Annotated in this window: 20 protein-coding genes; 10 read left to right on the forward strand and 10 right to left on the reverse strand. The window is 71.0% G+C overall.

Features of this window, described 5'->3' with window-relative positions:
• Window positions 1-255 precede the first annotated feature (255 nt).
• The 3 genes from AC1U89_RS12270 to AC1U89_RS12280 all read right to left on the reverse strand — a co-directional run bounded on the left by AC1U89_RS12270 (window position 256) and on the right by AC1U89_RS12280 (window position 3,232).
• Window positions 256-1,695, reverse strand: coding sequence for an aldehyde dehydrogenase family protein (locus tag AC1U89_RS12270; protein WP_479899973.1), 1,440 nt, complete (start codon window positions 1,693-1,695; stop codon window positions 256-258).
• 120 nt (window positions 1,696-1,815) lie between these two features.
• Window positions 1,816-2,286, reverse strand: coding sequence for an NUDIX domain-containing protein (locus tag AC1U89_RS12275; RefSeq protein ID WP_479899974.1), 471 nt, complete (start codon window positions 2,284-2,286; stop codon window positions 1,816-1,818).
• Between the two features lie 10 nt (window positions 2,287-2,296).
• Window positions 2,297-3,232: a S1/P1 nuclease gene (locus AC1U89_RS12280; protein ID WP_479899975.1), complete on the reverse strand. Its 936-nt coding sequence runs from the start codon at window positions 3,230-3,232 to the stop codon at window positions 2,297-2,299.
• Window positions 3,233-3,452: 220 nt separating this feature from the next.
• On the opposite strand from AC1U89_RS12280, the gene AC1U89_RS12285 reads away from it, so the two are divergent.
• The 6 genes from AC1U89_RS12285 to AC1U89_RS12310 all read left to right on the forward strand — a co-directional run bounded on the left by AC1U89_RS12285 (window position 3,453) and on the right by AC1U89_RS12310 (window position 7,349).
• Window positions 3,453-4,220, forward strand: a complete 768-nt coding sequence (locus tag AC1U89_RS12285) for an SDR family oxidoreductase (protein ID WP_479899976.1) — start codon at window positions 3,453-3,455, stop codon at window positions 4,218-4,220.
• 11 nt (window positions 4,221-4,231) lie between these two features.
• Window positions 4,232-4,642 (forward strand): dihydroneopterin aldolase, encoded by a 411-nt coding sequence (folB, locus tag AC1U89_RS12290; RefSeq protein ID WP_479899977.1) that lies wholly within the window; start codon window positions 4,232-4,234, stop codon window positions 4,640-4,642.
• Window positions 4,642-5,220 (forward strand): hypothetical protein, encoded by a 579-nt coding sequence (locus AC1U89_RS12295; RefSeq protein ID WP_479899978.1) that lies wholly within the window; start codon window positions 4,642-4,644, stop codon window positions 5,218-5,220. Before folB ends, AC1U89_RS12295 begins: the two co-directional genes overlap by 1 nt.
• 194 nt (window positions 5,221-5,414) lie before the next feature.
• Window positions 5,415-5,789: a DUF4870 family protein gene (locus AC1U89_RS12300; protein ID WP_479899979.1), complete on the forward strand. Its 375-nt coding sequence runs from the start codon at window positions 5,415-5,417 to the stop codon at window positions 5,787-5,789.
• Window positions 5,790-6,203 carry a DUF4870 family protein gene (locus tag AC1U89_RS12305; RefSeq protein WP_479899980.1) on the forward strand — a complete coding sequence of 138 codons (414 nt, stop codon included), beginning with the start codon at window positions 5,790-5,792 and terminating at the stop codon, window positions 6,201-6,203.
• A gap of 168 nt (window positions 6,204-6,371) precedes the next feature.
• The gene (locus tag AC1U89_RS12310; protein ID WP_479899981.1) at window positions 6,372-7,349 is read left to right on the forward strand and encodes a tetratricopeptide repeat protein; all 978 of its coding nucleotides are present in this window, start codon (window positions 6,372-6,374) and stop codon (window positions 7,347-7,349) included.
• Window positions 7,350-7,536: 187 nt separating this feature from the next.
• Here the strand turns inward: AC1U89_RS12310 and flgE are convergent, their stop codons facing one another.
• Window positions 7,537-9,219, reverse strand: a complete 1,683-nt coding sequence (gene flgE / locus AC1U89_RS12315) for a flagellar hook protein FlgE (protein WP_479899982.1) — start codon at window positions 9,217-9,219, stop codon at window positions 7,537-7,539.
• Between the two features lie 250 nt (window positions 9,220-9,469).
• Window positions 9,470-10,357 carry a branched-chain amino acid aminotransferase gene (locus AC1U89_RS12320; RefSeq protein ID WP_479899983.1) on the reverse strand — a complete coding sequence of 296 codons (888 nt, stop codon included), beginning with the start codon at window positions 10,355-10,357 and terminating at the stop codon, window positions 9,470-9,472.
• An 80-nt stretch (window positions 10,358-10,437) separates the two neighbouring features.
• Between AC1U89_RS12320 and AC1U89_RS12325 the strand changes: the two genes are divergently transcribed.
• From AC1U89_RS12325 to AC1U89_RS12335, 3 genes are read left to right on the forward strand one after another with little or no spacing between them, the layout of a single operon-like run.
• Window positions 10,438-10,968 carry a MarR family winged helix-turn-helix transcriptional regulator gene (locus tag AC1U89_RS12325; RefSeq protein WP_051695210.1) on the forward strand — a complete coding sequence of 177 codons (531 nt, stop codon included), beginning with the start codon at window positions 10,438-10,440 and terminating at the stop codon, window positions 10,966-10,968.
• Window positions 10,965-11,666 (forward strand): response regulator, encoded by a 702-nt coding sequence (locus AC1U89_RS12330; protein WP_479899984.1) that lies wholly within the window; start codon window positions 10,965-10,967, stop codon window positions 11,664-11,666. The genes AC1U89_RS12325 and AC1U89_RS12330 overlap by 4 nt, the downstream gene beginning before the upstream one ends.
• Entirely contained in the window at window positions 11,666-13,012 is a 1,347-nt protein-coding gene (locus tag AC1U89_RS12335) for an ATP-binding protein (RefSeq protein WP_479899985.1), read from the forward strand. The genes AC1U89_RS12330 and AC1U89_RS12335 overlap by 1 nt, the downstream gene beginning before the upstream one ends.
• 177 nt (window positions 13,013-13,189) lie before the next feature.
• On the opposite strand, the gene AC1U89_RS12340 is transcribed toward AC1U89_RS12335, so the two are convergent.
• Window positions 13,190-14,731 carry an acetolactate synthase large subunit gene (locus AC1U89_RS12340; RefSeq protein ID WP_479899986.1) on the reverse strand — a complete coding sequence of 514 codons (1,542 nt, stop codon included), beginning with the start codon at window positions 14,729-14,731 and terminating at the stop codon, window positions 13,190-13,192.
• Between the two features lie 334 nt (window positions 14,732-15,065).
• On the opposite strand from AC1U89_RS12340, the gene AC1U89_RS12345 reads away from it, so the two are divergent.
• On the forward strand, window positions 15,066-15,749 hold the full coding sequence (locus AC1U89_RS12345; RefSeq protein ID WP_479899987.1) for a lysoplasmalogenase: 684 nt from the start codon (window positions 15,066-15,068) through the stop codon (window positions 15,747-15,749).
• A gap of 45 nt (window positions 15,750-15,794) precedes the next feature.
• On the opposite strand, the gene AC1U89_RS12350 is transcribed toward AC1U89_RS12345, so the two are convergent.
• From AC1U89_RS12350 to AC1U89_RS12365, 4 genes are all read right to left on the reverse strand, one after another.
• The gene (locus AC1U89_RS12350; RefSeq protein ID WP_479899988.1) at window positions 15,795-17,600 is read right to left on the reverse strand and encodes a feruloyl-CoA synthase; all 1,806 of its coding nucleotides are present in this window, start codon (window positions 17,598-17,600) and stop codon (window positions 15,795-15,797) included.
• Between the two features lie 262 nt (window positions 17,601-17,862).
• Window positions 17,863-19,104: an RNA polymerase sigma factor gene (locus tag AC1U89_RS12355; RefSeq protein WP_479899989.1), complete on the reverse strand. Its 1,242-nt coding sequence runs from the start codon at window positions 19,102-19,104 to the stop codon at window positions 17,863-17,865.
• 6 nt (window positions 19,105-19,110) lie between these two features.
• Window positions 19,111-19,464, reverse strand: a complete 354-nt coding sequence (locus tag AC1U89_RS12360; RefSeq protein WP_479899990.1) for a YciI family protein — start codon at window positions 19,462-19,464, stop codon at window positions 19,111-19,113.
• A gap of 114 nt (window positions 19,465-19,578) precedes the next feature.
• Window positions 19,579-19,935, reverse strand: a complete 357-nt coding sequence (locus tag AC1U89_RS12365; RefSeq protein WP_479899991.1) for a YciI family protein — start codon at window positions 19,933-19,935, stop codon at window positions 19,579-19,581.
• Window positions 19,936-19,999 lie beyond the last annotated feature (64 nt).

Consider the following 19,999-nt stretch of genomic DNA (forward strand, 5'->3'; position numbering starts at 1 on the left):
AACGCCAGCGGTTCGCCGGCGAACCGCCCCTCCTGCACCTGCGGCGGATAGAGGGGTTCCCGCCACAAGGGCGGGAATGACGAACCTTATTTGTTCATGTATTGTTCTGAAGGATCGAAGGGGGAGCGGCGCCGGTTCCGCGTCAGGTCTGAGCCATCAAACACCGAAGAAGGGCCGCACGGCCTTCGCCGGTGCGACCCCTCATCCGTCAGCCTACGGCTGACGCCTTCTCCCGCAAGGGGAGAAGGAAATGACCTATTCCGCCGCGGCCTTCGTCCCGTAGCCCAGCACGGCCTTGGTMTCGAGGAACTCGCCGAAGGCGTGGTCGCCCCATTCGCGGCCGTTGCCGCTCATCTTGTAGCCGCCGAACGGGGCCATCAGGTCGGGGCCGGCGCCGTTCAAGATCACTTGGCCGGCGCGCAGCTTGGACGCCACGGCGCGGACCTCGGACTGGTCGTTGCCCGAGACATAGGCCGCCAGACCGTATTCGGTGTTGTTGCCGATCTCGACCGCCTGGTCGACGCCGTCATAGCCGAGGATGGCCAGCACCGGGCCGAAGATCTCTTCCTTGGCGATGGTCATGTCGCTGGTGACGTTGGCGAAGACGGTGGGCTTCACATAGTAGCCGGTCTCCAGGCCTTCCGGCTTGCCGGGGCCGCCGGCGACCAGGGTCGCGCCCTCGTCGACGCCCTTCTGGATCAGGCCCTGGATCTTGTTCCACTGCACTTCCGAGACCACCGGACCCAGCTTGGAGTTGCCGTTCGGGTCGCCCACGGTGTGGGCCTCGGCGGCGGCCTTGGCGATGGCGATCACCTCGTCCATGCGCTTCTGCGGGACCAGCATCCGGGTCGGGGCGTTGCACGACTGGCCCGAGTTCATCATCACCGAGGCCACGCCGCCGCCGACCGCCTTCTGGTAGTCGGCGTCGTCGAGGATGATGTTGGGGCTCTTGCCGCCCAGCTCCTGATGCACGCGCTTGACGGTCGGGGCGGCGTTCTTGGCCACCTCGATGCCGGCCCGGGTCGAGCCGGTGAACGACACCATATCGACTTCCGGATGCGAGCTGAGCGCCGCGCCCACCGTGGGGCCGTCGCCGTTGACCAGGTTGTAGACCCCGGCCGGCACGCCGGCGGCGGCCAGGATCTCGGTCCAGATCCAGGCCGAGAAGGGGGCCACTTCCGAGGGCTTGAGCACCATGGTGCAGCCGGTGGCCAGGGCGGGCGCGACCTTGCAGGCGATCTGGTTCACCGGCCAGTTCCACGGCGTGATGAAGGCGCAGACGCCKATCGGCTCCTTGACCAGGCGGGTGGTGCCGCGGTCTTCCTCGAACTTGTAGTCCTTCAGGACCTGCAGGGCGGTCTGGACGTGGGCGATGCCCATGGCCGCCTGGGCGCGCTGGGCCAGCCACGACGGGGCGCCCATCTCCTCGGTGATGGCCTTGGCCATGTCCTCGAAGCGCTTCTGGTACTCGGCGATGATCCGCTCGAGCAGGTCGATGCGCTCCTCGCGGCTGGTCTGGGAATAGGTGGCGAAGGCCTTGCGGGCGGCGCGGACCGCGATGTCGACATCCTCGGCCGTGCCCAGGGTCACCCGGCCGGCGACGGCCTCGGTGGCGGGGTTGATCACGTCCACGGTGGCCTTGCCTTTCGGCTCGACCCACTGACCGTCGATGTAGAACTTCAGGTAGTCGCGCATGCCGTGCTCCTCCGGTTGGGGTCGTTCACGTCCGGCGGGACGGCGGCCCTCGTTCAAACATCCATTTTAATGATCATTGATCACTGGGGAAGACACGATCTCCCCGCTTCATGACATCTCTCACCACATCGGGTCGGATTCGACCCCGTGCAACGCCTCGACGATGCGCCGGCGGGTGCTGGGCGTGGTCCCGTCCGGCAGGGCGTCGGGGGCGAACCAGCCGACCTTGTGGATCTCGCCCTGGGCGCTGGCGGCGCAGGGCTCCCAGGCGTGGACGCGATAGACCAGCACATGGTCGCCCGGATGGCGCGGCTCGTTGCTGTGCGCCGAGATCAGGCTCGGCCGGCCCAGCACCCGCACCCCGGCCTCCTCCTGCATCTCGCGGGCCAGGGCCCGCTCGGCCGTCTCGCCGCGCTCGACCCCGCCGCCGGGCAGGTACCAGCCGTGGACATAGGTGTGCTCGATCAGCAGCACCCGACCCTCGCGGTCGGTGACCACCCCGCGCACGCCCAGGGTCAGGCCCCGCCGGGCGCGGAACCACGCATAGACGAAGGGACGGGTGAAGGGTTCGACACGGCGACGCCAGAGCATGGGGCGGAACCTAGGACTCCGCGCGCACCAGCGCCAGCACGTCCGCCAGCCGATAGCCGGCCGTCGCGACCCGCAGGTCGGCGAGCTCTCGGGCCCTGGTCCAGTAACCCTTCGGCAGCACGGGCGCCTCGGCCCGCGTCTTGCCCGTGGCCAGGGCGCCGTCCTGGTAGGCCACGGTCTTGGCCAGGATCCAGCTCTCGTGCTCCCAGGCCAGGAAGGCGCGGTAGGGGTCCGGACCCAGGCCGCCGCCGGACGGACGCGGATGGGCCGCCTCGGCGCTGGCGGCCAGGGCCTCGGAGCCGGCGTCCCGTCCGCCCGGACGGTTGGGGACCCCGTCCCAGAACTCGTGCAGGTCGACCGACGGCCCGCCCGGCGCCCAGCGCACATAGGCGACGGTGCCGGCCCGGTCGGTCTTGGGGAATTTCCACGACATCCAATGGCCGGCGTGCAGCGGCTGATGCAGGTCGCCGACGCCGTGCATGATCCAGCACAGCGCGACCGCACGGTCGGCGCGCCGGGCCTTGGGGTCGCGGGCGATCGCCAGGTTGTCGCGGAAGGCGCGCTCGCCATGGCCGAAGGTCAGCGGCATGACGAAGCGCCAGGGCGAGACCACCTTGACCGCGTAGTGCCAGTCGGGACGGTCGTAGGCGCTGCCGCGCGTGTCGTCGGGCCAGCGGGCCATCAGGGCGAAGAGCCGCCGCTCGCGCGCCCGGCCCGTCAGCCCGGCCAGCTGGCGCTCGAAGGCGGCGTGGTCGGGATGGTCGCGCATGAGGGCGACGATCACGGCCACCGCCTGGGGATCACGCGGGGCCAGGGCGTCATAGGCGATGTCGCCGGTCGCCATGTGGCCCTGGTCGTTCCAGGCCAGGGCGGGCGCGGGCGCCAGGACGCCCAGGCCCAGGGCCGCCGCCGTCGCCGTCGCGGCCGCGATCACGGTCTTGCGCATGTTTCCCCCCGTTTCCGCCCAGCAGGCCCCGCTCGCCCCGCCGGGTCAAGCGCCGCGCCACGCCCAGCCTTGCGGTCGGCCTCGTCCCCCGCTAAAGCCCGCATCACCTTTCAGTCTGACAACGGATCCAAGCTCATGGTCGCGATCGGCGTCATCGCCATCTTCCTGGTGGTCATCCTCGGCCTCAACAAGTTCGAATTCGGCCGTTTCGACTAAGACCATGGACAAGCGCGGCGCGGCCCTGGTCACCGGCGCCGGCCGCCGGATCGGCCGCGTCCTGGCCCTGGAAGCCGCGCGCGCCGGCTTCGACGTCGCCGTCCACTACCGCACGGGACGCCCAGATTCTCGGGATGAAGCCCAGGCCGTCGCCGACGAGATCGCCGCCCTGGGCCGCCGCGCCGTCGTCCTCGACGCCGAGCTGACGGACGAGGACCAGACCGCCGCCCTGATCGGCCGCGCCGCCCAGGCCTTGGGCCCCGTCACCCTGCTGGTCAACAGCGCCTCGACCTTCGAGGACGACCGCCTGGCCACCGCGACCCGCCAGAGCTGGGACGCCCATCTGGACGCCAATCTCCGCGCCCCGATCGTGCTGGCCCAGGCCTTCGCCGCCGCCCTGCCGGCCGACCGGCAAGGCCAGATCGTCAACATCGTCGACCAGCGCGTGCTGCGGCCCAATCCGCAGTTCTTCAGCTACAGCCTGTCCAAGGCCGGCCTGTGGTGGGCGACCCAGACCCTGGCCCAGGACCTGGCGCCGCGCATCCGGGTCAACGCCATCGGCCCCGGCCCGACCCTGCCCTCGGTGCACCAGGCCCCCGGCGAATTCGAGCGCGAGGCCGCCGGAACCCCGCTGGAACGGGCGGTTTCGCCGGACGACATCGCCGCGGCCCTGCGCTACCTCATTGACGCAACGTCGGTCACGGGCCAGATGATCGCGGTCGACGCGGGCCAGCATCTGGGCTGGCGCACGCCCGACGTCATCGGTTCCTGAAAGTCTCGCCCGTGGCCGCCCAACCCCTGACCGCTCCCGCCCAAGCCCCCCAGCCGACCCCCGCCCGGGTGATCGTCACCAAGGTGTTCGTGCGCGGCCTGAAGGTCGACGCCTGGATCGGGGTCTACGACCACGAGCACGGCCGCCAGCAGCCCCTGGTCATCGACGTCGAACTGGACGTCGCCGCCAGCCACTGCGAGGACCTGGGCGACACCGTCAATTACGAGACCATCCTGCAGGCCGCCCAGGCCATCGCCGCCGAGGGCCATATCGACCTGGTCGAGACCTTCGCCGAGCGCCTGGCCCAGGCCAGCTTCGCCGACAGCCGCGTGACCCGCGCCCGCGTGCGGGTCKAAAAGCCCCTGGCCCTGGCCCCGCACGCCGCCGCCGCCGGGGTGGAAATCACCGCCGTCCGGGGGTGATGGCCACGCTCTCGCACAGCGCCCGCCTCGTCCCGTTCCAGCCCGAGACGGTCTGGACCCTGGACGGCGCGGACCTGGTCGAGCGCCGCGGCCGGCAGGAACGCCGCTTCCCCCTCTCCGCCCTGACCGCCTTCCGCCTGTCGCGGCCGCGCGAGGGCGACCGCCATCGGGCCCTGACCCTGGTGTTCGGCCGTCGCCACAAGCTGCTGCTGCCGTCCCAGAGCTGGACCGGCCCCGGGCGCTTCGAGGACCGGCTGGCCGGCTTCTCGCTGTTCGCCCGCGCCGTGGCCGCCATCGCCGCCGACCTCGCCCCGCCGGGCGGCCGGGGACCGCGCTTCGAGCTGGCCGGGGGGCTGAACGTACGCGAGGGCCTGACCTGGGTGATGGGCCTGCTGGCCTTGGGCACGGCGGTGCTGCTGCTGCTGGCCCTCACCCCCGGCATGGCCGGCGTCGCCATCGCCCTGGCCGCCCGCATGGCCTTCCTGCTGATCCTGCTGACGGCGGTCCTGCCGTGGCTGGGACGGGGCCAGGGGCTGGACCCGCACGCGCTGCCCGAGGAGGTGCTGCCCTCGGACTAACGCCTTCCCTCTCCCCTTGCGGGAGAGGGTGGCCTCGCGGAGCGAGGTCGGGTGAGGGGTCTCTCAGATCTATCCGGACAGGCCTTTCAACCCCTCATCCGTCGGCTGCGCCGACACCTTCTCCCGCAAGGGGAGAAGGAAGCATGACGCGACCTTCATTTGCATCCGTCGCCGATATTGGCGACCATCGTTCCATGAGCACCACCGACCCGACCGGCGATCCCACCGTCCCGCCCGCCCTGAACGACGACAAGACCATGCCCGTGGTCGTCTACGTCCTGTACCTGATCGGGCTGGTCAACGGCCTGACCGCCGTGGTCGGGGTGATCCTGGCCTACGCCAGCAAGKCCGCCGCGCCGGAATGGATGCTGAGCCACTACGTCTTCCAGATCCGCACCTTCTGGCTGTCGCTGCTGTTCGCCGTGATCGGCTGCCTGCTGCTGCCCGTCGGGATCGGCTTCGKGGTCCTGCCCGCCGTCGGCATCTGGGTGGCCGTGCGATGCATCCTCGGCCTGTCCTGGCTGTTGAAGGGGCAGGCCTATCCCACGCCCCGCAACTGGATGATCTGAATGAGCGACGCCGCCGAAAGCCCCGCCCGTGTCGACGAGCGTGTCGACGAGGATAAAATCCTGCCGATCGTGGTCTACGCCCTGTACCTGGCCGGCTTCACCAACGGCCTGACCTTCGTGATCGGGCTGATCGTCGCCTATCTCAACCGCGAGACGGCGGGACCGATCAACGCCAGCCACTACACCTTCGCCATCCGCACCTTCTGGCTGTCGATCTGGTGGTTCCTGATCGGCATGGTCCTGTTCCTGATCGGCCTGCCCCTGTCGGTGCTGCTGATCGGCATCCCGATCATGATCGCGGGCGGCACGATCATGGGCGCGATCAGCGTGTTCTTCGTGGTGCGCTGCATCGTCGGCCTGGTCTATCTGCTGCAGGGCCAGGCCTATCCGCGCCCGAACGCCTGGTTGCTCTGAGCCGGGCTTCCGTTAGGTCATGGGCGTTTCCCAGGCGCCCGGGCCGCCCGGCGCCCGATATGGCGGCGCTTGGCCCCGCCCCTTCCCCTGGCGGTTGAGACGGCTCGACGGCGGGGCGGCCCTGCGCTGACCTCCTCCTCCTTGCGAACGGGTCGTGGAGGGGACGACATGCTGGCTCGACTCGTGGGGATCGTCCTCGGGATGATCCTGGCGACATCGGGGTATGTGATCGCGGGTTTGGGCGTCCTGGGGGATTGGGCGCAGAACCTGGATCTCGGACCCTTCGAGCCGCACCGTCCGTTCGTGGGCTGGGCGGCGGCGATCACGGGGGCTGTGCTTCTCGTCGCCGCCCTGACCCCGCGCCCCAAGCCCAAGGCGCGGCGCAAGCCGGCGCCGGTGGACCTGGAGCCGGTCGCCGAACCGGTCCTGGCCGTCGAGGCCGCGCCGGAACCGACGCCGGTGGTCACAACACCCGCCGCGCCGCCGCCTGCCGCACCGCCCGTCGCCACGCCGATCGTCGCGGCCGAGCTGCCGCCGCCCGCCCCGGCCGAGACCTTCGAGGGCCTCCGCGCCCGCCTGGTGACCCTGACCCGCCAGGAAGCCTGGTCCCAGGCGGCCCAGGCCCTGAACCACCTGCTGCGGATGGCCAAGGACGACCGCGAGAAGGCCGTGTCGCGCCGCGACCTGGGCGACTTCGCGCGCGGCCAGGGCCGGCTGGACGACGCCGCCGAGGCCTATGAGGAGGCGGTCAGCTACGCCCGCGCCGTCCGCGCCGCCGCGCCGCGGGGCGACTTCGCCGCCGACGAGCTGCTGGCCGGCGCGCTGTCGGGCGTGGGCGACGTGGCCGAGATGGAGGGCCGCCTGAACGACGCCCTGTCGGCCTTCGAGGAGGCCCTGGCCCTGCGCCGCTCGCACGGCGGCCGCGAAGCCGCCGATCCCAACGCCCGCCGCGCCCTGTCGGTGTCGCTGGAGCGCCTGGCCGACCTGCGCGAGGACCGCGGCCACCGCATGCGGGCCCTGGACCTCTATCGCGAAAGCTACGACGTGGCCGCCCGTCTGGCGGCCGCTGATCCGGCGCGGTTCGGGGCCGACCTGGCGTCCACGCGGGCGCGGCTGGCCGAGCTGGAAGCGAAGGTGGCGGGCTGATCCCCCACCGCTCCCCAACGCCCGTCATCCTCGGACTTGTTCCGAGGACCCCTGCTTCAGCCGAGAAGAAGGGCGATCCGTGGAGCGGTGAGGTCGCGGCCTAACCCAAACCGCAAACCCGCCGATAGAGGGGTCCTCGGAACAAGTTCGAGGATGACGGATCAGTGGGGTGGTCGGCGATTATCCCCTACCGCTTGATGCTCAACAGCTCCTCCAGCATCTGGTCCGCCGTGGTGATGATCTTCGAACAGGCCGAATAGGCCCGCTGGGTGGTGATCAGGCCCGTGAACTCGGTCGACAGGTCCACGGTCGAGGCCTCCAGGGTCGAGGGCGCGATCGAGCCCGCGCCGCCGTCGCCCGGTGTCTTGAGGCTGAAGCCGCCGCTCTCGTTGGTCACCCGATACGCGTTGCCGTTGACCGCCTTCAGCCCGTCCGGGTTGGAGAAGGTGGCGATAGCGACCTGGGCGATGCGGCGGGTTACGCCGTTGTCAAAGATGGCCGAGACATAGCCCTTATCGTCGATCTCGATGTTGGTCAGGTTGCCGAACGCCGTGCCGTTGGTGTTGACCGACTGGACCACCGACTGGCTGTTGAACTGGGTCAGGCCGCCGGCGGCGTTGGCCAGGTCGATCTGGATGTCCTGGCTGTCGATGCCCAGGCCGTCGGCCCAGCGCGGGCCCGTGCCGGTGGCCAGCGGATCGGACGCGCCGATGCTGATCGAGGTCGGGTTGGTGCTCCCGAACAGCCCGCCGGTGCTGGCCAGCTTGCCGTCGTTGGTGAAGGTGATCTTGCCCGAGCTGATCAGGCCGTTGGCGTTGTTGTCCAGGTCGCCGGGCTTGGCGCGCAGCTCGGCGTACCACTCGTTGGGGCCCGGCCCCTTGATCAGCGACAGGGTGATGGTGCGCTGGCCGCCCTTGGAATCGGAGACCGGCAGCTGGATCTCGAAGTCCGGCTTGACCCCCTTGGTCGGGTCCAGGGCGTAGTCCGACATCGAGTTGGTGGCCGGGTCGTAGGCCCCGGCGACGACGGCGTCGGCCTTGGTGGTCATGCCCAGGTCGGACAGGTTCACGGTCTGGCCGCCCGAGGTCAGGGTGGTGACCGGCGCGCTGGCGCCGGTGGGGACGTAGCCGGTCAGGGCGCCGGTCGTGGGGTCGTAGGAGGCCGTGCCCGTGGACACCACGGTTCCCGCCCGGCTGATCGACACCGAGTACTGGTTGCCGGTCCCGGTCGGGCTGTAGGTGACGGCGTAGTCCACGGCGGGCGTCGCCGCGGGGGTCTCCGGCACGGCGGTCTTGGTCACCTTGGCGTTGGCGGCCGCCGACACCGTCTGCTCGGAGCGCAGGTTGGCGTTGATCCCGGCCCGGGTGGTCTTCTCGGCGGCGCCGCCGACCGTCGCCACATTGATCGACGACAGCCGCGACAGGTCCGAAGGATCGGTGGTGATCATGCCGGTCACCGGATCGGCCAGCCAGCCCTGCAGATAGAGGCCGGCGTCGTTCTGCAGATAGCCCAGGTTGTCGAGGGTGAACGAGCCGGCGCGGGTGAACGAGCGGGTGTCGGTGGGCGACAGGCCCTCGGGCTTCTCGGTGGTCACGAAGAAGCCGGCGCCCGAGATCGACAGGTCCAGGTTCGAGGTCGTGGCTTGGGACAGGCCCTGCTGGCTGACGAACTGGTGGGTCTTGGCCCCGACGCCGCCGGCGCTGTAGCTGCCGTTCTTGCTCTGCGAGGTGACCATCGACGAGAAGTTGGCCGAGCTGCGCTTGTAGCCGACGGTGTTGACGTTGGCGATGTTGTCCGAGATCGCCGCCAGGCTCGAGGAATTGGCGAGCAGGCCGGAAACCCCGGCCAGCATGGCGCTGTTGATGCTCATGACGTGTGGAACCCCATCCGGTTATCGTTGGCCGAATGGGGTGCAAGCCGTGTGCGAAAGTCGGAAGTTCCAGGTAATGAACAGTATAGATGGTTAATATAAACGCCGTTTACTATGTTTCGAAATCTTCTGCCGGGTAGGTTTTGCCAGGCGGCGCTGGCGGACCGTCTTATGGTTAACTGGTGCGGGCCATAAAAAATCCCGGAGAGCCGAGCCCTCCGGGATCTTCATTTCAGCACTGAACGGCGGCTTACGCCGGCACGAGCTCCCGCCGCACCAGGGCCGCATAGGCGTCCATCAGCGACAGCGACAGCTGGCCCGGGGTGAACTTGAACTCGCCGATCTCCGACACCGGGGTGACCTCGGCGGCGGTGCCGACGATGAAGCACTCGGTGAAGGTCKACAGCTCGGCCTTCTCGATGTGGCGCTCGATCACCTGGATCCCGCGCTCCTTGGCGATCTGGATCACMGTCTGGCGGGTGATGCCGTTCAGGATGCAGTCGGGGATCGGGGTGTGCAGCGCGCCGTCCTTTACGAAGAACACGTTGGCCCCGGTCGCCTCGGCGATGTAGCCGCGGTAGTCGACCATCATCGCGTCGGCGAAGCCTTCCTTCTCCGCGGCGTGCTTGGAGATGGTGCAGATCATGTAGAGCCCGGCGGCCTTGGCGGCGGTCGGGATCGTGTTCGGGGCCGGGCGGTCGTACTTGGCCCAGGTCAGGCGGATGCCCTTGGCCTTGGTCGCCGGGTCGAAATAGCTGGGCCAGTCCCACACGGCGATGGCCACGTGGATCTTGGTCTGCTGGGCCGACACGCCGATCATCTCGCTGCCGCGCCAGGCGATCGGGCGGACATAGCAGTCGGTCAGGCCATTCTTGGCGGCGGTCGCCTTGCACGCCTCGTCGATCTCGGCCACCGTGTAGGGGATCTTGAAATCGAGGATTTCGGCCGATTTGAACAGGCGCTCGGTATGCTCGGTCAGCTTGAAGATCTCGCCGCCGTACATCCGCTCGCCTTCGAACACCGACGAGGCGTAGTGAAGGCCATGGGTCAATACGTGCACCTTCGCGTCCCGCCAGGCGACGAACTGGCCGTCCAGCCAGATCCAACCATCGCGATCGTCGAAGGGAACGAGAGACATCGGTCCAAGACCTCCTTATTTGGAACCCGGCTCTTAGACGCCCCGAGCCGGCGAAGGTCAAATAAAATGGACGCAAGCTGATGGCCGGGCCGCTTTCACCCGGCCCTTCCCCCGGCGGGATCGGGGGATCGACCGACCCCCGCCTGATCCTGGGCGAGGAGCAGCTGGACAGCGGGCTGGAGCTGCTGCTGCTGGCCGAGGCGGGCCTGTGGGCGGCGGTCGACGCGGCCCTGGAGGGCGAAGGTCCGGGCCTGGGCCGCTCGCACTGGCGCGCCGCCTTCCTGCTGCGCCGCCGCCCCGGCATCGGCGTGCAGGACCTGTCGAAACTGACCAGCCTCTCGAAGCAGGCGGCCAGCAAGACCCTGTCGGACCTGCAGCGCCTGGGCCTGGCCCGCAAGGCGTCCGGCGACCTGGACGCCCGCCGGCGGCCGGCCGAGCTGACGCCCGAGGGGATCGCCTTCGAATACCGTGTGGCCGAGCGCCTGCGCACCCTGCTGGGCCGTGCCTACCGCACCGGGGGCCTGGACGGCGTGGCCGGGACGCGGCGCATCCTGGCGGCCCTGGCCGGACCGCGCCAGGGCGTCGGCCTCAATCGTCGGGACGGGCTATGACCCCTGAAGAACGCGCCGAGCGCCACCTGCTGGTCGTCGACGACGACGACCGCATCCGCACCCTGCTCAAGGAATTCCTGACCCGCGCCGGCTTCCGGGTCAGCGCCGCCGCCGACGCCGCCCACGCCGACCGGCTGACCGGGGCGATGGACTTCGACCTGCTGGTGCTGGACGTGATGATGCCCGGCGAGGACGGCTTCTCGTTCACCCGGCGGCTGCGGGCCCGGGGCGGCGAGGCGGGCAAGACGCCGATCCTGATGCTGACCGCCCGCGACCAGACCAACGACCGCATCGAGGGCCTGACCCACGGCGCCGACGACTACCTGGCCAAGCCGTTCGAGCCGCGCGAGCTGCTGCTGCGCATCGAGTCGATCCTCCGCCGCTCGACGCCCAAGCCGTCGGGGCCGCGCGCCCTGAGCCTCGGGAACTGCGCCTTCGAGCCCGAGCGCGGCGAGCTGACCCGCGACGGCGAGCCGATCCGCCTGACCGAGGCCGAGGTCGCCCTGCTGCGCCGCCTGGCCAAGGCCGCCCACGCCCCGGTCGACCGCCTGGAGCTGGCCCGCGACACCGTCGACGCCACCGGCCGCGCCGTCGACGTCCAGGTCACCCGTCTGCGCCGCAAGATCGAGCCCGACCCGAAGAACCCGAGATATCTGCAGACCGTGCGGGGCATCGGCTATCGGCTGGCGCCGGATTGATGTTCCGCTTCCGCACCCGCCTCTACATCCCCCGCCAGATCAAGCGGTGGCTGCCGACCTCGCTGTTCGGGCGCAGCCTGCTGATCATCGTCCTGCCGGTGGCGGTGATGCAGATCGCCGTCACCTGGGCCTTCTTCGACGCCCATTGGGAGACCGTCACCAGCCGCCTGTCCGAGGGCCTGGCCGGCGACGTCGCCTGGGCGGTGCAGACCTACAAGGACGACCCCTCGCCCGAGGCGCTCGACAAGATGGCCGAGCGGGCCGAGGAGTCGATGTCGCTGTCGATCGCCCTGCAGAAGGGCCGCAAGCTGCCGACCGGCCAGCGGCCCTCGCTGTTCGCCTCGCTGGACCGCTCGCTGCGCACGGCCCTGGACGACCGGCTGGACGACCCGTTCTGGTTCGACACCACCCGCTATCCCGGCCACGTCGACATCCGCGTGCAGGTCAAGGAAGGCGTGCTGCGGATCATCGCCCCGCGCGACCGCGCCTTCGCCACCCAGGGCCACATCTTCATCCTGTGGATGGTGGTGGCCACCCTGCTGCTGACGGCGGTGGCCATCCTGTTCATCCGCAACCAGGTGCGGGCCATCGAGCGCCTGGCCGACGCGGCCGACGCCTTCGGGCGCGGCATCGACCAGGCCGCGTTCAAGCCGCACGGCGCGCGCGAGGTGCGCCAGGCCGCCTCGGCCTTCCTGGCCATGAAGGCCCGCATCCAGCGCCACATCGAGCAGCGCACCGCCCTGCTGGCCAGCGTCAGCCACGACCTGCGCACGCCCCTGACCCGGCTGAAGCTGGAGATCGCCCTGGCCGAGCCCAGCCCGCAGCTGGAGGCCATGGCCCGCGACCTCTCCGAGATGGAGCACATGATCGACGAGTACCTGGCCTTCGCCCGGGGCGAGGGCGGCGAGGAAGCCCGCCAGGTCATGCTGCGGCCGCTGATCGAGGGGGTCTGCGAAGGCGCCCAACGGGCCGGGGCCAAGGTCGAGGTGTCGATCGGCGACGACCTGTCGGCCATCCTGCGGCCCCAGGCCTTCAAGCGGGCCCTGGCCAACCTGATCGACAACGCCGCCGCCCACGGCGACACCGTGCGGGTCTCGTCCACCGCCGCCCCGTCCGGCGGGGTGTGGATCTTCGTCGACGACGACGGCCCCGGCATCCCCGACGACCGCCACGAGGAGGCCTTCCGCCCGTTCAACCGCTTGGACGAGTCGCGGAACCAGAACGAGAAGGGCGTCGGCCTGGGCCTGGCCATCGCGCGCGACATGGCGCGCGGCCTGGGCGGCGAGCTGACCTTGCAGAAGTCGCCGATGGGCGGGCTGAGGGCGGTGCTCAGACTTCCTGGATAGTTATAAGTCCGCTCATCCCGGCGAACGCCGGGACCCAGATCCCATAGCTGGGAGGCGGGCTGGAAAAGCTCAGCGTTCTTGGCGTCAGCCACACCGCCATTCCATCTGGGTCCCGGCATTCGCCGGGATGAGCGGATCAAATTGGGGACATGCACATGTGCATGTCCCCAGCCGCCCCTACCGCATCGCCGCTTCGATGAACCGCGGCCCCGGCGTCCTCATCGCCCGGCTCATCGCGTCGTCGAACGCCTCGGCCGTCTCGACCCGCTCGGCCGGCACGCCCAGGCCCTGCGCCACCGACACCCAGTCGATCCTCGGGTCCGACAGGTCCAGCAACCGCGACGCCGCCGGGCCGGGTTCGCCGCCGCCGGTGCGGCCCATCTCGATGCCGAGGATGCGGTAGGCGTGGTTGGCGAACACCACCACCGTCACGTCCAGCCGCTCGCGGGCGATCGTCCACAGGCCCTGGACCGTGTACATCCCCGCCCCGTCGCCGTTCAGGCTCAGCACCTTGCGGTCCGGGCAGGCCACGGCCGCGCCGATGGCCAGGGGCACGCCCTGGCCGATCGCCCCGCCGGTCAGGGACAGCCAGTCGTGGGCCCGGGCGTTGCGGGTCTGGGTGAAGATCGGCAGGCCGGCGGTCACCGCGTCGTCCGAGATGATCCCGCCCGTCGGCATGTGGCGGGCGATGGACGCGCCCATTGCCCAGGCGTCCAGCTTGCCCGAAGGAGCGGCCGCCGGCGCGTAGGGCTCGACCGCCCCCGCCACCGGGGCGCCCAGCGCCAGGGCCAGGGCGTCCAGGGCGGCGGCCGCATCCGTAGCCCGGTCGCACAAGGTCGCGGTCGCGCAGCCGTCGGGGACCAGCACGCTGGGCCGGTCGGGATAGGCGAAGAAGGCCACCGGCTCGGTCGTGGCGACCAGCACCATCAGGTCGACGCCGTCCAGGTCCTTCAGGGCCTGCTCGCCGAAATAGGGCAGCTTGTCGGGGCGGAAGCGGCCCTCGCCGCGCGCCTGGCGGGCGGTGAAGGTGTCGGTCAGCACCCTAACGCCCGTGGCGGCGATCCGCCCGGCGGCGACGACGGCGGCCTCGCCGCACGCGCCCGAGCCCAGCAGCAGCACGGGCTTGGCGGCGGCCTTCAGGGCCTGGGCCACGGCGGCGACGGCGGCCGGATCGGGGGCGCGGAACCTCGGCCGTTCGATCGTCGGCCCGGCGACATTGGTCTCGTTCCAGGCGCTGTCGGCGGGCAGGATCAGGCAGGCGTTGCCGCCCGGCGTCCCGAAGCTGGCGGCCACGGCCTCGGCGGCCAGGGGCCCGACCGCGTCGGCGCTGTCGGCCGACCTGACCCACAGCGAATTGGGCGCGGCCAGGGCGGCGATGTCGGAGTTCAGCGGGGCGTCGTACTGGCGGTGGTCGGTGGCGTGGTCGCCGATGACGTTGACCACCGGCGTGAACGCCCGCCGGGCGTTGTGCAGGTTGGCCGCGCCGTTGGCGTAGCCCGGCCCCAGGTGCAGCAGGGTGCAGGCCGGCGTCCCGGTCATCCGCCCCCAGCCGTCGGCCGCCCCGGTCGCCACGCCCTCGAACAGGCACAGCACGGGGCGCATGCGCGGCTCGCGGTCCAGGGCCGCGACGAACTGCATCTCGCTGGTGCCGGGATTGGCGAAGCAGGCGGTGACGCCGTTGTCGGCCAGGGTGGTGATCAGGGCGTCGGCGCCGTTCATGGTCTTCTCCGTACCGTTCGGACCAGCTTCCGACATTTCGCGGGGCGAAGCCAAGAGGGGAGCGCCAACGGAGGTCTCCGCTTCCCCCTACCCGTCATCCTCGGACTTGTTCCGAGGACCCCTGTCTCAACCRAGAAGAAGGAAGATCCATGGGGCGGTGAGATCGCGGCCGCACATCGAACGACAGCGCAGCGGACAGAGGGGTCCTCGGAACAAGTCCGAGGATGACGGCTTGGGGAAGGATGACGGGTAGGGAAGGTTGCGCGGACGACGCCGTCCGTCGCAGTTTGGCCCGCCGAAGCGTCGCCGAAGAGCGCGCTGCCCAGGGGGAACGATGTCTCGAACGAATCTGGCCAAGCTCGTCCTGGCCGCCTCGATCCTGGCCGGGGTCAGCTATGTGGCGGCCTGGCACCTTCCCCTGCCGCCCGCCGCCGAGCTGACCTGGAAGGGCCTGGGCGTCGGACTTCTGGCGGTCTACGCGGCGCTGCATGTGCGCAGCCTGGACGGCTGGCTGCTGACCCTGGTAATGGCCTTCGGCGCCCTGGGCGACGTGCTGCTGGGCGCGGCCGGGCTGACGGTGGGGGCGCTGGCCTTCCTGGCCGGACACCTGGTGGCCATCGGCCTCTACCTGCGCAACCGCCGCCCGTCGCCATCGGGGAGCCAGGTCGCCCTGGCCGTGGTGCTGGTCCCCGCCGTCGTGATCACCGCCTATCTGCTGCCCGCCGACCGGGCCGGCGCGCCGGGCGTGGCGGTCTACAGCCTGGGCCTAGCCCTGATGGCGGCGACCGCCTGGCTCAGCCGCTTCCCACGCTTCCGCGTCGGCATCGGGGCGCTGATGTTCGTGGTCTCGGACCTGATCATCTTCGGCCGCAACGGCCCGTGGCCGGACAACTTCGCGACCGGCCTGGCGGTGTGGGGGTTGTACTATTTCGGACAGCTGCTGATCTGCGTGGGGGTGGTGAGGGCGCTGAGCCTGACGGAGGGGACACACACTCACCCTGAGGCCTCGCCAAGATGAGCCCGATCGTGGGGTGAGTGTGTGTCCCCCAAGTCGTCCATGGCCTCAGCCGAACACCATCACCCCGTCGTCCGGCTCATCGGCGAACAGCCGCTCCATCTCCGCCGGCCGCCGTTCCCGGGCCAGGGCCTGGTTGATGTAGCCCTTGTCGGTCAGCTCGCCACTGGCCGCGTCCGGGGCGCCGTCCAGCACCAGGGCGCGGGTCACCTTGCCGCCGCCTTTGGCCAGGCCGTTCAGCCGCTCCAGGCCGTTGCGGATCGCCGCCTTCACCGCCGCCGGATCGCCGATCCGCAAGGCCGCCTTGGGGTCGAGGAACAGCATCAGCCCCACGCCGGCCCGGCCCTCGCCGCAGACCACCGCGTCCGACACCGCCCCGGCGATGGCCGAGACCGCCGCCACCCGCAGGGCCCCGGCCACCACGAAGGTGCCGTTGGCCAGCTTGAAGTTCTCGACCAGCCGCCCGTCGAACACCAGGCCCGCCGAGGGGTTCAGCCGGTCGGCCAGCTTGGCCGCGTCGCCCAGGCGGTAGAAGCCGTCCTCGTCGAACGCCGCCGCCGAGGCTTCCGGCATGTCCAGATAGCCAGGCGAGACCTGCGGGCCCTTCACGCGGATCTCGAACTTGTCAGGCGGGCCGTCGGCCACCGGGACCAGTTTCACCGACGTGCCGGGCGTGGGTAGGCCCACCATGCCCGAGCGGGCGTTCAGCCAGTGGATGTTGCAAGCCGTCGGGCCGGTCTCGGTGGCCCCGTAGCCGGCCGCGAAGGTCACCCGGCAGCCGATCGTCTTCAGGGCCACGGCCTGGACCCGGTCGAGGATCGACTGGGCCATCGAGGCCCCGCCGTACTGCAGCACCCGCACCTTCTCGAAGAACCTGGCCGCCAKGGCATGGTCGCGCTCCAGCTCGCCGACCAGCAGGCCCCAGCCGGCCGGGACCATGTTGTGATAGGTCGTGGCGACCTCGCGCAGGTTCCGCACCGTCTCGTCGAAGCGCCCGGTCACCGGCTGGCCGCCGTCAATGTATAAGGTCCCGCCCCGGTGCAGCACCATGTGCAGGATGGCGTTGGCGCCCAGGCTGTGGCTCCAGGGCGCGGAATTGACCAGCACCGGCGGATCGGGGTCCTCGTAGCAGGCGGCGATCTGGGCGGCGTTCAGGGCGATGTTGGCGTGGGTGCAGATCACCGCCTTGGGCTGGCCGGTCGAGCCGGAGGTCAGCAGCAGCTTGGCGGTGTCGTCGGGGCGGCAGACGGGCGAGACGGGGTCGCCGGCGGCCAAGGCGTCGAACGTGGTGTCGCCGTCCCGGGCGTTGCGGCCGGCCACCACCGGCAGCCCTTCCAGGAAGGGCGCGGCCAGGGCGTCGGCGAAGGCCTCGGCGTCGTCGACATAGACCGCCGCCGGCTTCAACCGCTCGACGGCGAAGGCCAGGCGCGTCAGGTCCGCGCCCGTCAGGCCGTACTGCGGCGAGACCGGGGCGATCGGCGCGCCCAGGCTCATGGCGGCGTAGCCGATCAGGGCGTTGTCGATCCCGTTGCGGGCCAGGATCAGCAGCGGCTTGCCGCGCGACAGGCCCAGGCGCGACAGTCCGCCCGCCAGCCGGGCCACCTGGTCGGCGGCCTCGGCGTAGGTCACCGTCCGCCAGCCGGTCGCGCCCGGCTCGGGCCGCTCGGCCAGCCAGACGCGGTGCGGCGCCTGCGAGGCCCAGCGGGCCAGGGGCGCGGTCACGGTCTGGACGGTGCGGGAATAGGGGGTGGGGTTCTTGAGGATCAGGACGTCGCCGCGTCGCTCGACCTCCAGCGCCGGGGGCGCGTAGCGGGCGTCTCGGAACGGCGCGTGGGTCTCTGACGTCCCATCCATGAGTCGAAGTGTTAACCGTAGTTGGGCGGTGCGCAATACCACCCCTCGAGCCGCCAAAATCCCTCTCTCTTTGAGAGAGGGAGGGGCCCGCCGCCGGAGGCGGTGGGAGGGTGAGTGGTTTCACCGCTGGCCGGAAAATCCGGGGCCGTTGAGCGTCCTCGCAGAAAGGGGTCCAGATGCCCGCTGCCGTCGTCAGAGCCATGCCCTGAGAGATTGTAACCACTCACCCTCCCACCGCTTCGCGGCGGGCCCCTCCCTCTCTCTATGAGAGAGGGGAATCCGCCGCCTCCCCCCGTCTCCGCTCCAGCCACAACCGCTCGGCCGGGGCCGGGCCCAGGGCCAAGGCGCGGTCGTAGGCCTCCAGCGCCTCGCCGCAGCGCCCCAGCCGGACCAGCAGGTCGGCGCGCACCGCGTGGAACGGGCCGAAGTCGCGGAAGGCGGTGGAGTCCAGCCAGTCGACCTCGGCCAGGGCCAAGGCCGGGCCCGAGACCTCGGCCACGGCCACGGCGCGGTTCAGCCGCACCACCGCGTCGTCGCGCCAGCGCAGCAGGGCGTCGTAGAGGGCCAGGACGGTCGGCCAGGGCGCCGGTTCGTCCAGGTCGGCGCGCGCGCACCAGGCCGCGTGGATGGCCGCCTGCAGCTGCCGCGGACCGGGCCGTCGCCGACCGGCCGCGCGGCGCAGCAGCTTCTCGGCGTCGACGATCAGCGGCCGCCGCCACAGGGCCGGGTCCTGCTCGGACAGCGGCGTCATGGCGCCCGTGTCGTCCAGCCGGGCCGGGCGGCGGGCCTCGGCGTAGCGGACCAGGGCGGCGAAGGCCAGGCACTCGGGCTCGTCGGGCAGAAGGTCGGCCAGCACCGCGGTCAGGTCCAGCATCTCCTGGGCGTAGCCGGCGTGCTGCCCGGCCCCGGCGGCGTCCTCGTGGGCCTTGGCGTAGGCGATCTCCAGGGTCGACAGCACCGCCCCGATCCGCTCGGGCCAGGCCTCGGGACCGGGCACCTCGAAGGCGATGCCGGCCTGGGCGATCTTGCGCTTGGCCCGCACCAGCCGCTGGGCCAGGGTCGGCTCGGGCACCAGGAAGGCGCGGGCGATCTCCTGGGTGGAGAGGCCGCAGACCAGGCGCAGGGTCAGGGCCGCGCGGGCGTCGGGGGCCACGGCCGGGTGGCAGCAGACGAAGATCAGCCGCAGCCGCTCGTCGGGGATCAGGCGCGCATCGTCGACCATGACGTCCTCCGCGCTGGGGGGCTGGGGCGGCGGGTCCGGAACCAGCCGGGTCCGCACGCCGCGCCGCCGCAGCATGTCCAGCGCCCGCCGCTGGGCGACGCTGTAGAGCCAGGCGGCGGGGTCGCGCGGCTCGCCGTCTTTCGGCCAGGCCTGGGCCGCGTTCAGGCAGGCCTCGGCGAAGGCCTCCTCGGCCAGGTCCAGATCGCGGAACTTGGCGGCCAGGGCGGCGATCACCCGCCCGCCGTGCGCCCGCGCCGCCTGATCGAGGAGGCTCCTGGCCATGGGGGCTCAGGTGGTCCCGTCGATGATCGGCCGCACCTMGACCGAGCCGTCGCCCTGCATCGGCAGCTTGCGGGCCCAGGCCAGGGCGGCGTCCAGGTCGGGGGCCTCGATCACGTAGAAGCCGCCCAGCTGCTCCTTGCTCTCGGCGTAGGGCCCGTCGTGCAGCGAGCACTGGCCGGCCGCGCGGCGCACGGTGGTGGCCGTGGCGGTGGGCTTCAGACCCGCGCCGCCGCGCAGCACCCCCTTCTGCGCCAGCTCGCCGGCGAAGGCCTCGTGCTGGGCGAAGATCTCGCGCCAGGCCGGGGTGTTCTCCTCGCCGTACAGGGCCTCGTCCTCGTAGATCACCAGAGCGTATTGCATGGGTCTGTTCTCCTTGACGACCGGGCCGGCCACGCGCCGCCGATCATGCACCAGAGACGCAGGCCCCTCATCGGACTCGACATTCGCCCTTTCGAATTATTTTCGAGGGCCGGTTCAGTCCGGACTATGGGCGATCGCGCGGACCTCGACCTTGCCGCCGGGGATGTGCGGGATCTTGCGCGCCCACGCCTCGGCGGCGGCCATGTCGGGCGCGTCGATCAGGTAGAAGCCGGCCAGTTGCTCCTTGGTCTCGGCGAACGGCCCGTCGTGGACGATCTGGCCGTCGGCGTTGGTGGTGATCGTGCGGGCGGCCGGAGTGTTGGCCAGGCGCGCCGCCGACCAGTCCATGCCACTGGTCCGCAGCTCGCCCTGCAACACCTCGTGCCGCGCGACGATGTCCGGCAGGGCGGCCTGGCCCTCCGGCTTCGCCCACTCGGCCTCCGAGGAATAGATCAGCAGCAGGTACTTCATCGGACCCTCCATCGGCGCGCGACCCGCGCCCTCGGCGATAGACGCGCGAGGCGGGGCGGATTCG

Source organism: Caulobacter sp. 05T431 (assembly GCF_056665975.1).

Coding starts and splice junctions, on each gene's coding strand:
- AC1U89_RS12275 (WP_479899974.1), bottom strand. CDS start 2,286: ATGCTCTGGCGTCGCCGTGTCGAACCCTTCACCCGTCCCTTCGTCTAT.
- AC1U89_RS12280 (WP_479899975.1), bottom strand. CDS start 3,232: ATGCGCAAGACCGTGATCGCGGCCGCGACGGCGACGGCGGCGGCCCTG.
- AC1U89_RS12285 (WP_479899976.1), top strand. CDS start 3,453: ATGGACAAGCGCGGCGCGGCCCTGGTCACCGGCGCCGGCCGCCGGATC.
- AC1U89_RS12295 (WP_479899978.1), top strand. CDS start 4,642: ATGGCCACGCTCTCGCACAGCGCCCGCCTCGTCCCGTTCCAGCCCGAG.
- AC1U89_RS12305 (WP_479899980.1), top strand. CDS start 5,790: ATGAGCGACGCCGCCGAAAGCCCCGCCCGTGTCGACGAGCGTGTCGAC.
- AC1U89_RS12310 (WP_479899981.1), top strand. CDS start 6,372: ATGCTGGCTCGACTCGTGGGGATCGTCCTCGGGATGATCCTGGCGACA.
- flgE (WP_479899982.1), bottom strand. CDS start 9,219: ATGAGCATCAACAGCGCCATGCTGGCCGGGGTTTCCGGCCTGCTCGCC.
- AC1U89_RS12325 (WP_051695210.1), top strand. CDS start 10,438: ATGGCCGGGCCGCTTTCACCCGGCCCTTCCCCCGGCGGGATCGGGGGA.
- AC1U89_RS12330 (WP_479899984.1), top strand. CDS start 10,965: ATGACCCCTGAAGAACGCGCCGAGCGCCACCTGCTGGTCGTCGACGAC.
- AC1U89_RS12335 (WP_479899985.1), top strand. CDS start 11,666: ATGTTCCGCTTCCGCACCCGCCTCTACATCCCCCGCCAGATCAAGCGG.
- AC1U89_RS12340 (WP_479899986.1), bottom strand. CDS start 14,731: ATGAACGGCGCCGACGCCCTGATCACCACCCTGGCCGACAACGGCGTC.
- AC1U89_RS12345 (WP_479899987.1), top strand. CDS start 15,066: ATGTCTCGAACGAATCTGGCCAAGCTCGTCCTGGCCGCCTCGATCCTG.
- AC1U89_RS12355 (WP_479899989.1), bottom strand. CDS start 19,104: ATGGCCAGGAGCCTCCTCGATCAGGCGGCGCGGGCGCACGGCGGGCGG.
- AC1U89_RS12365 (WP_479899991.1), bottom strand. CDS start 19,935: ATGAAGTACCTGCTGCTGATCTATTCCTCGGAGGCCGAGTGGGCGAAG.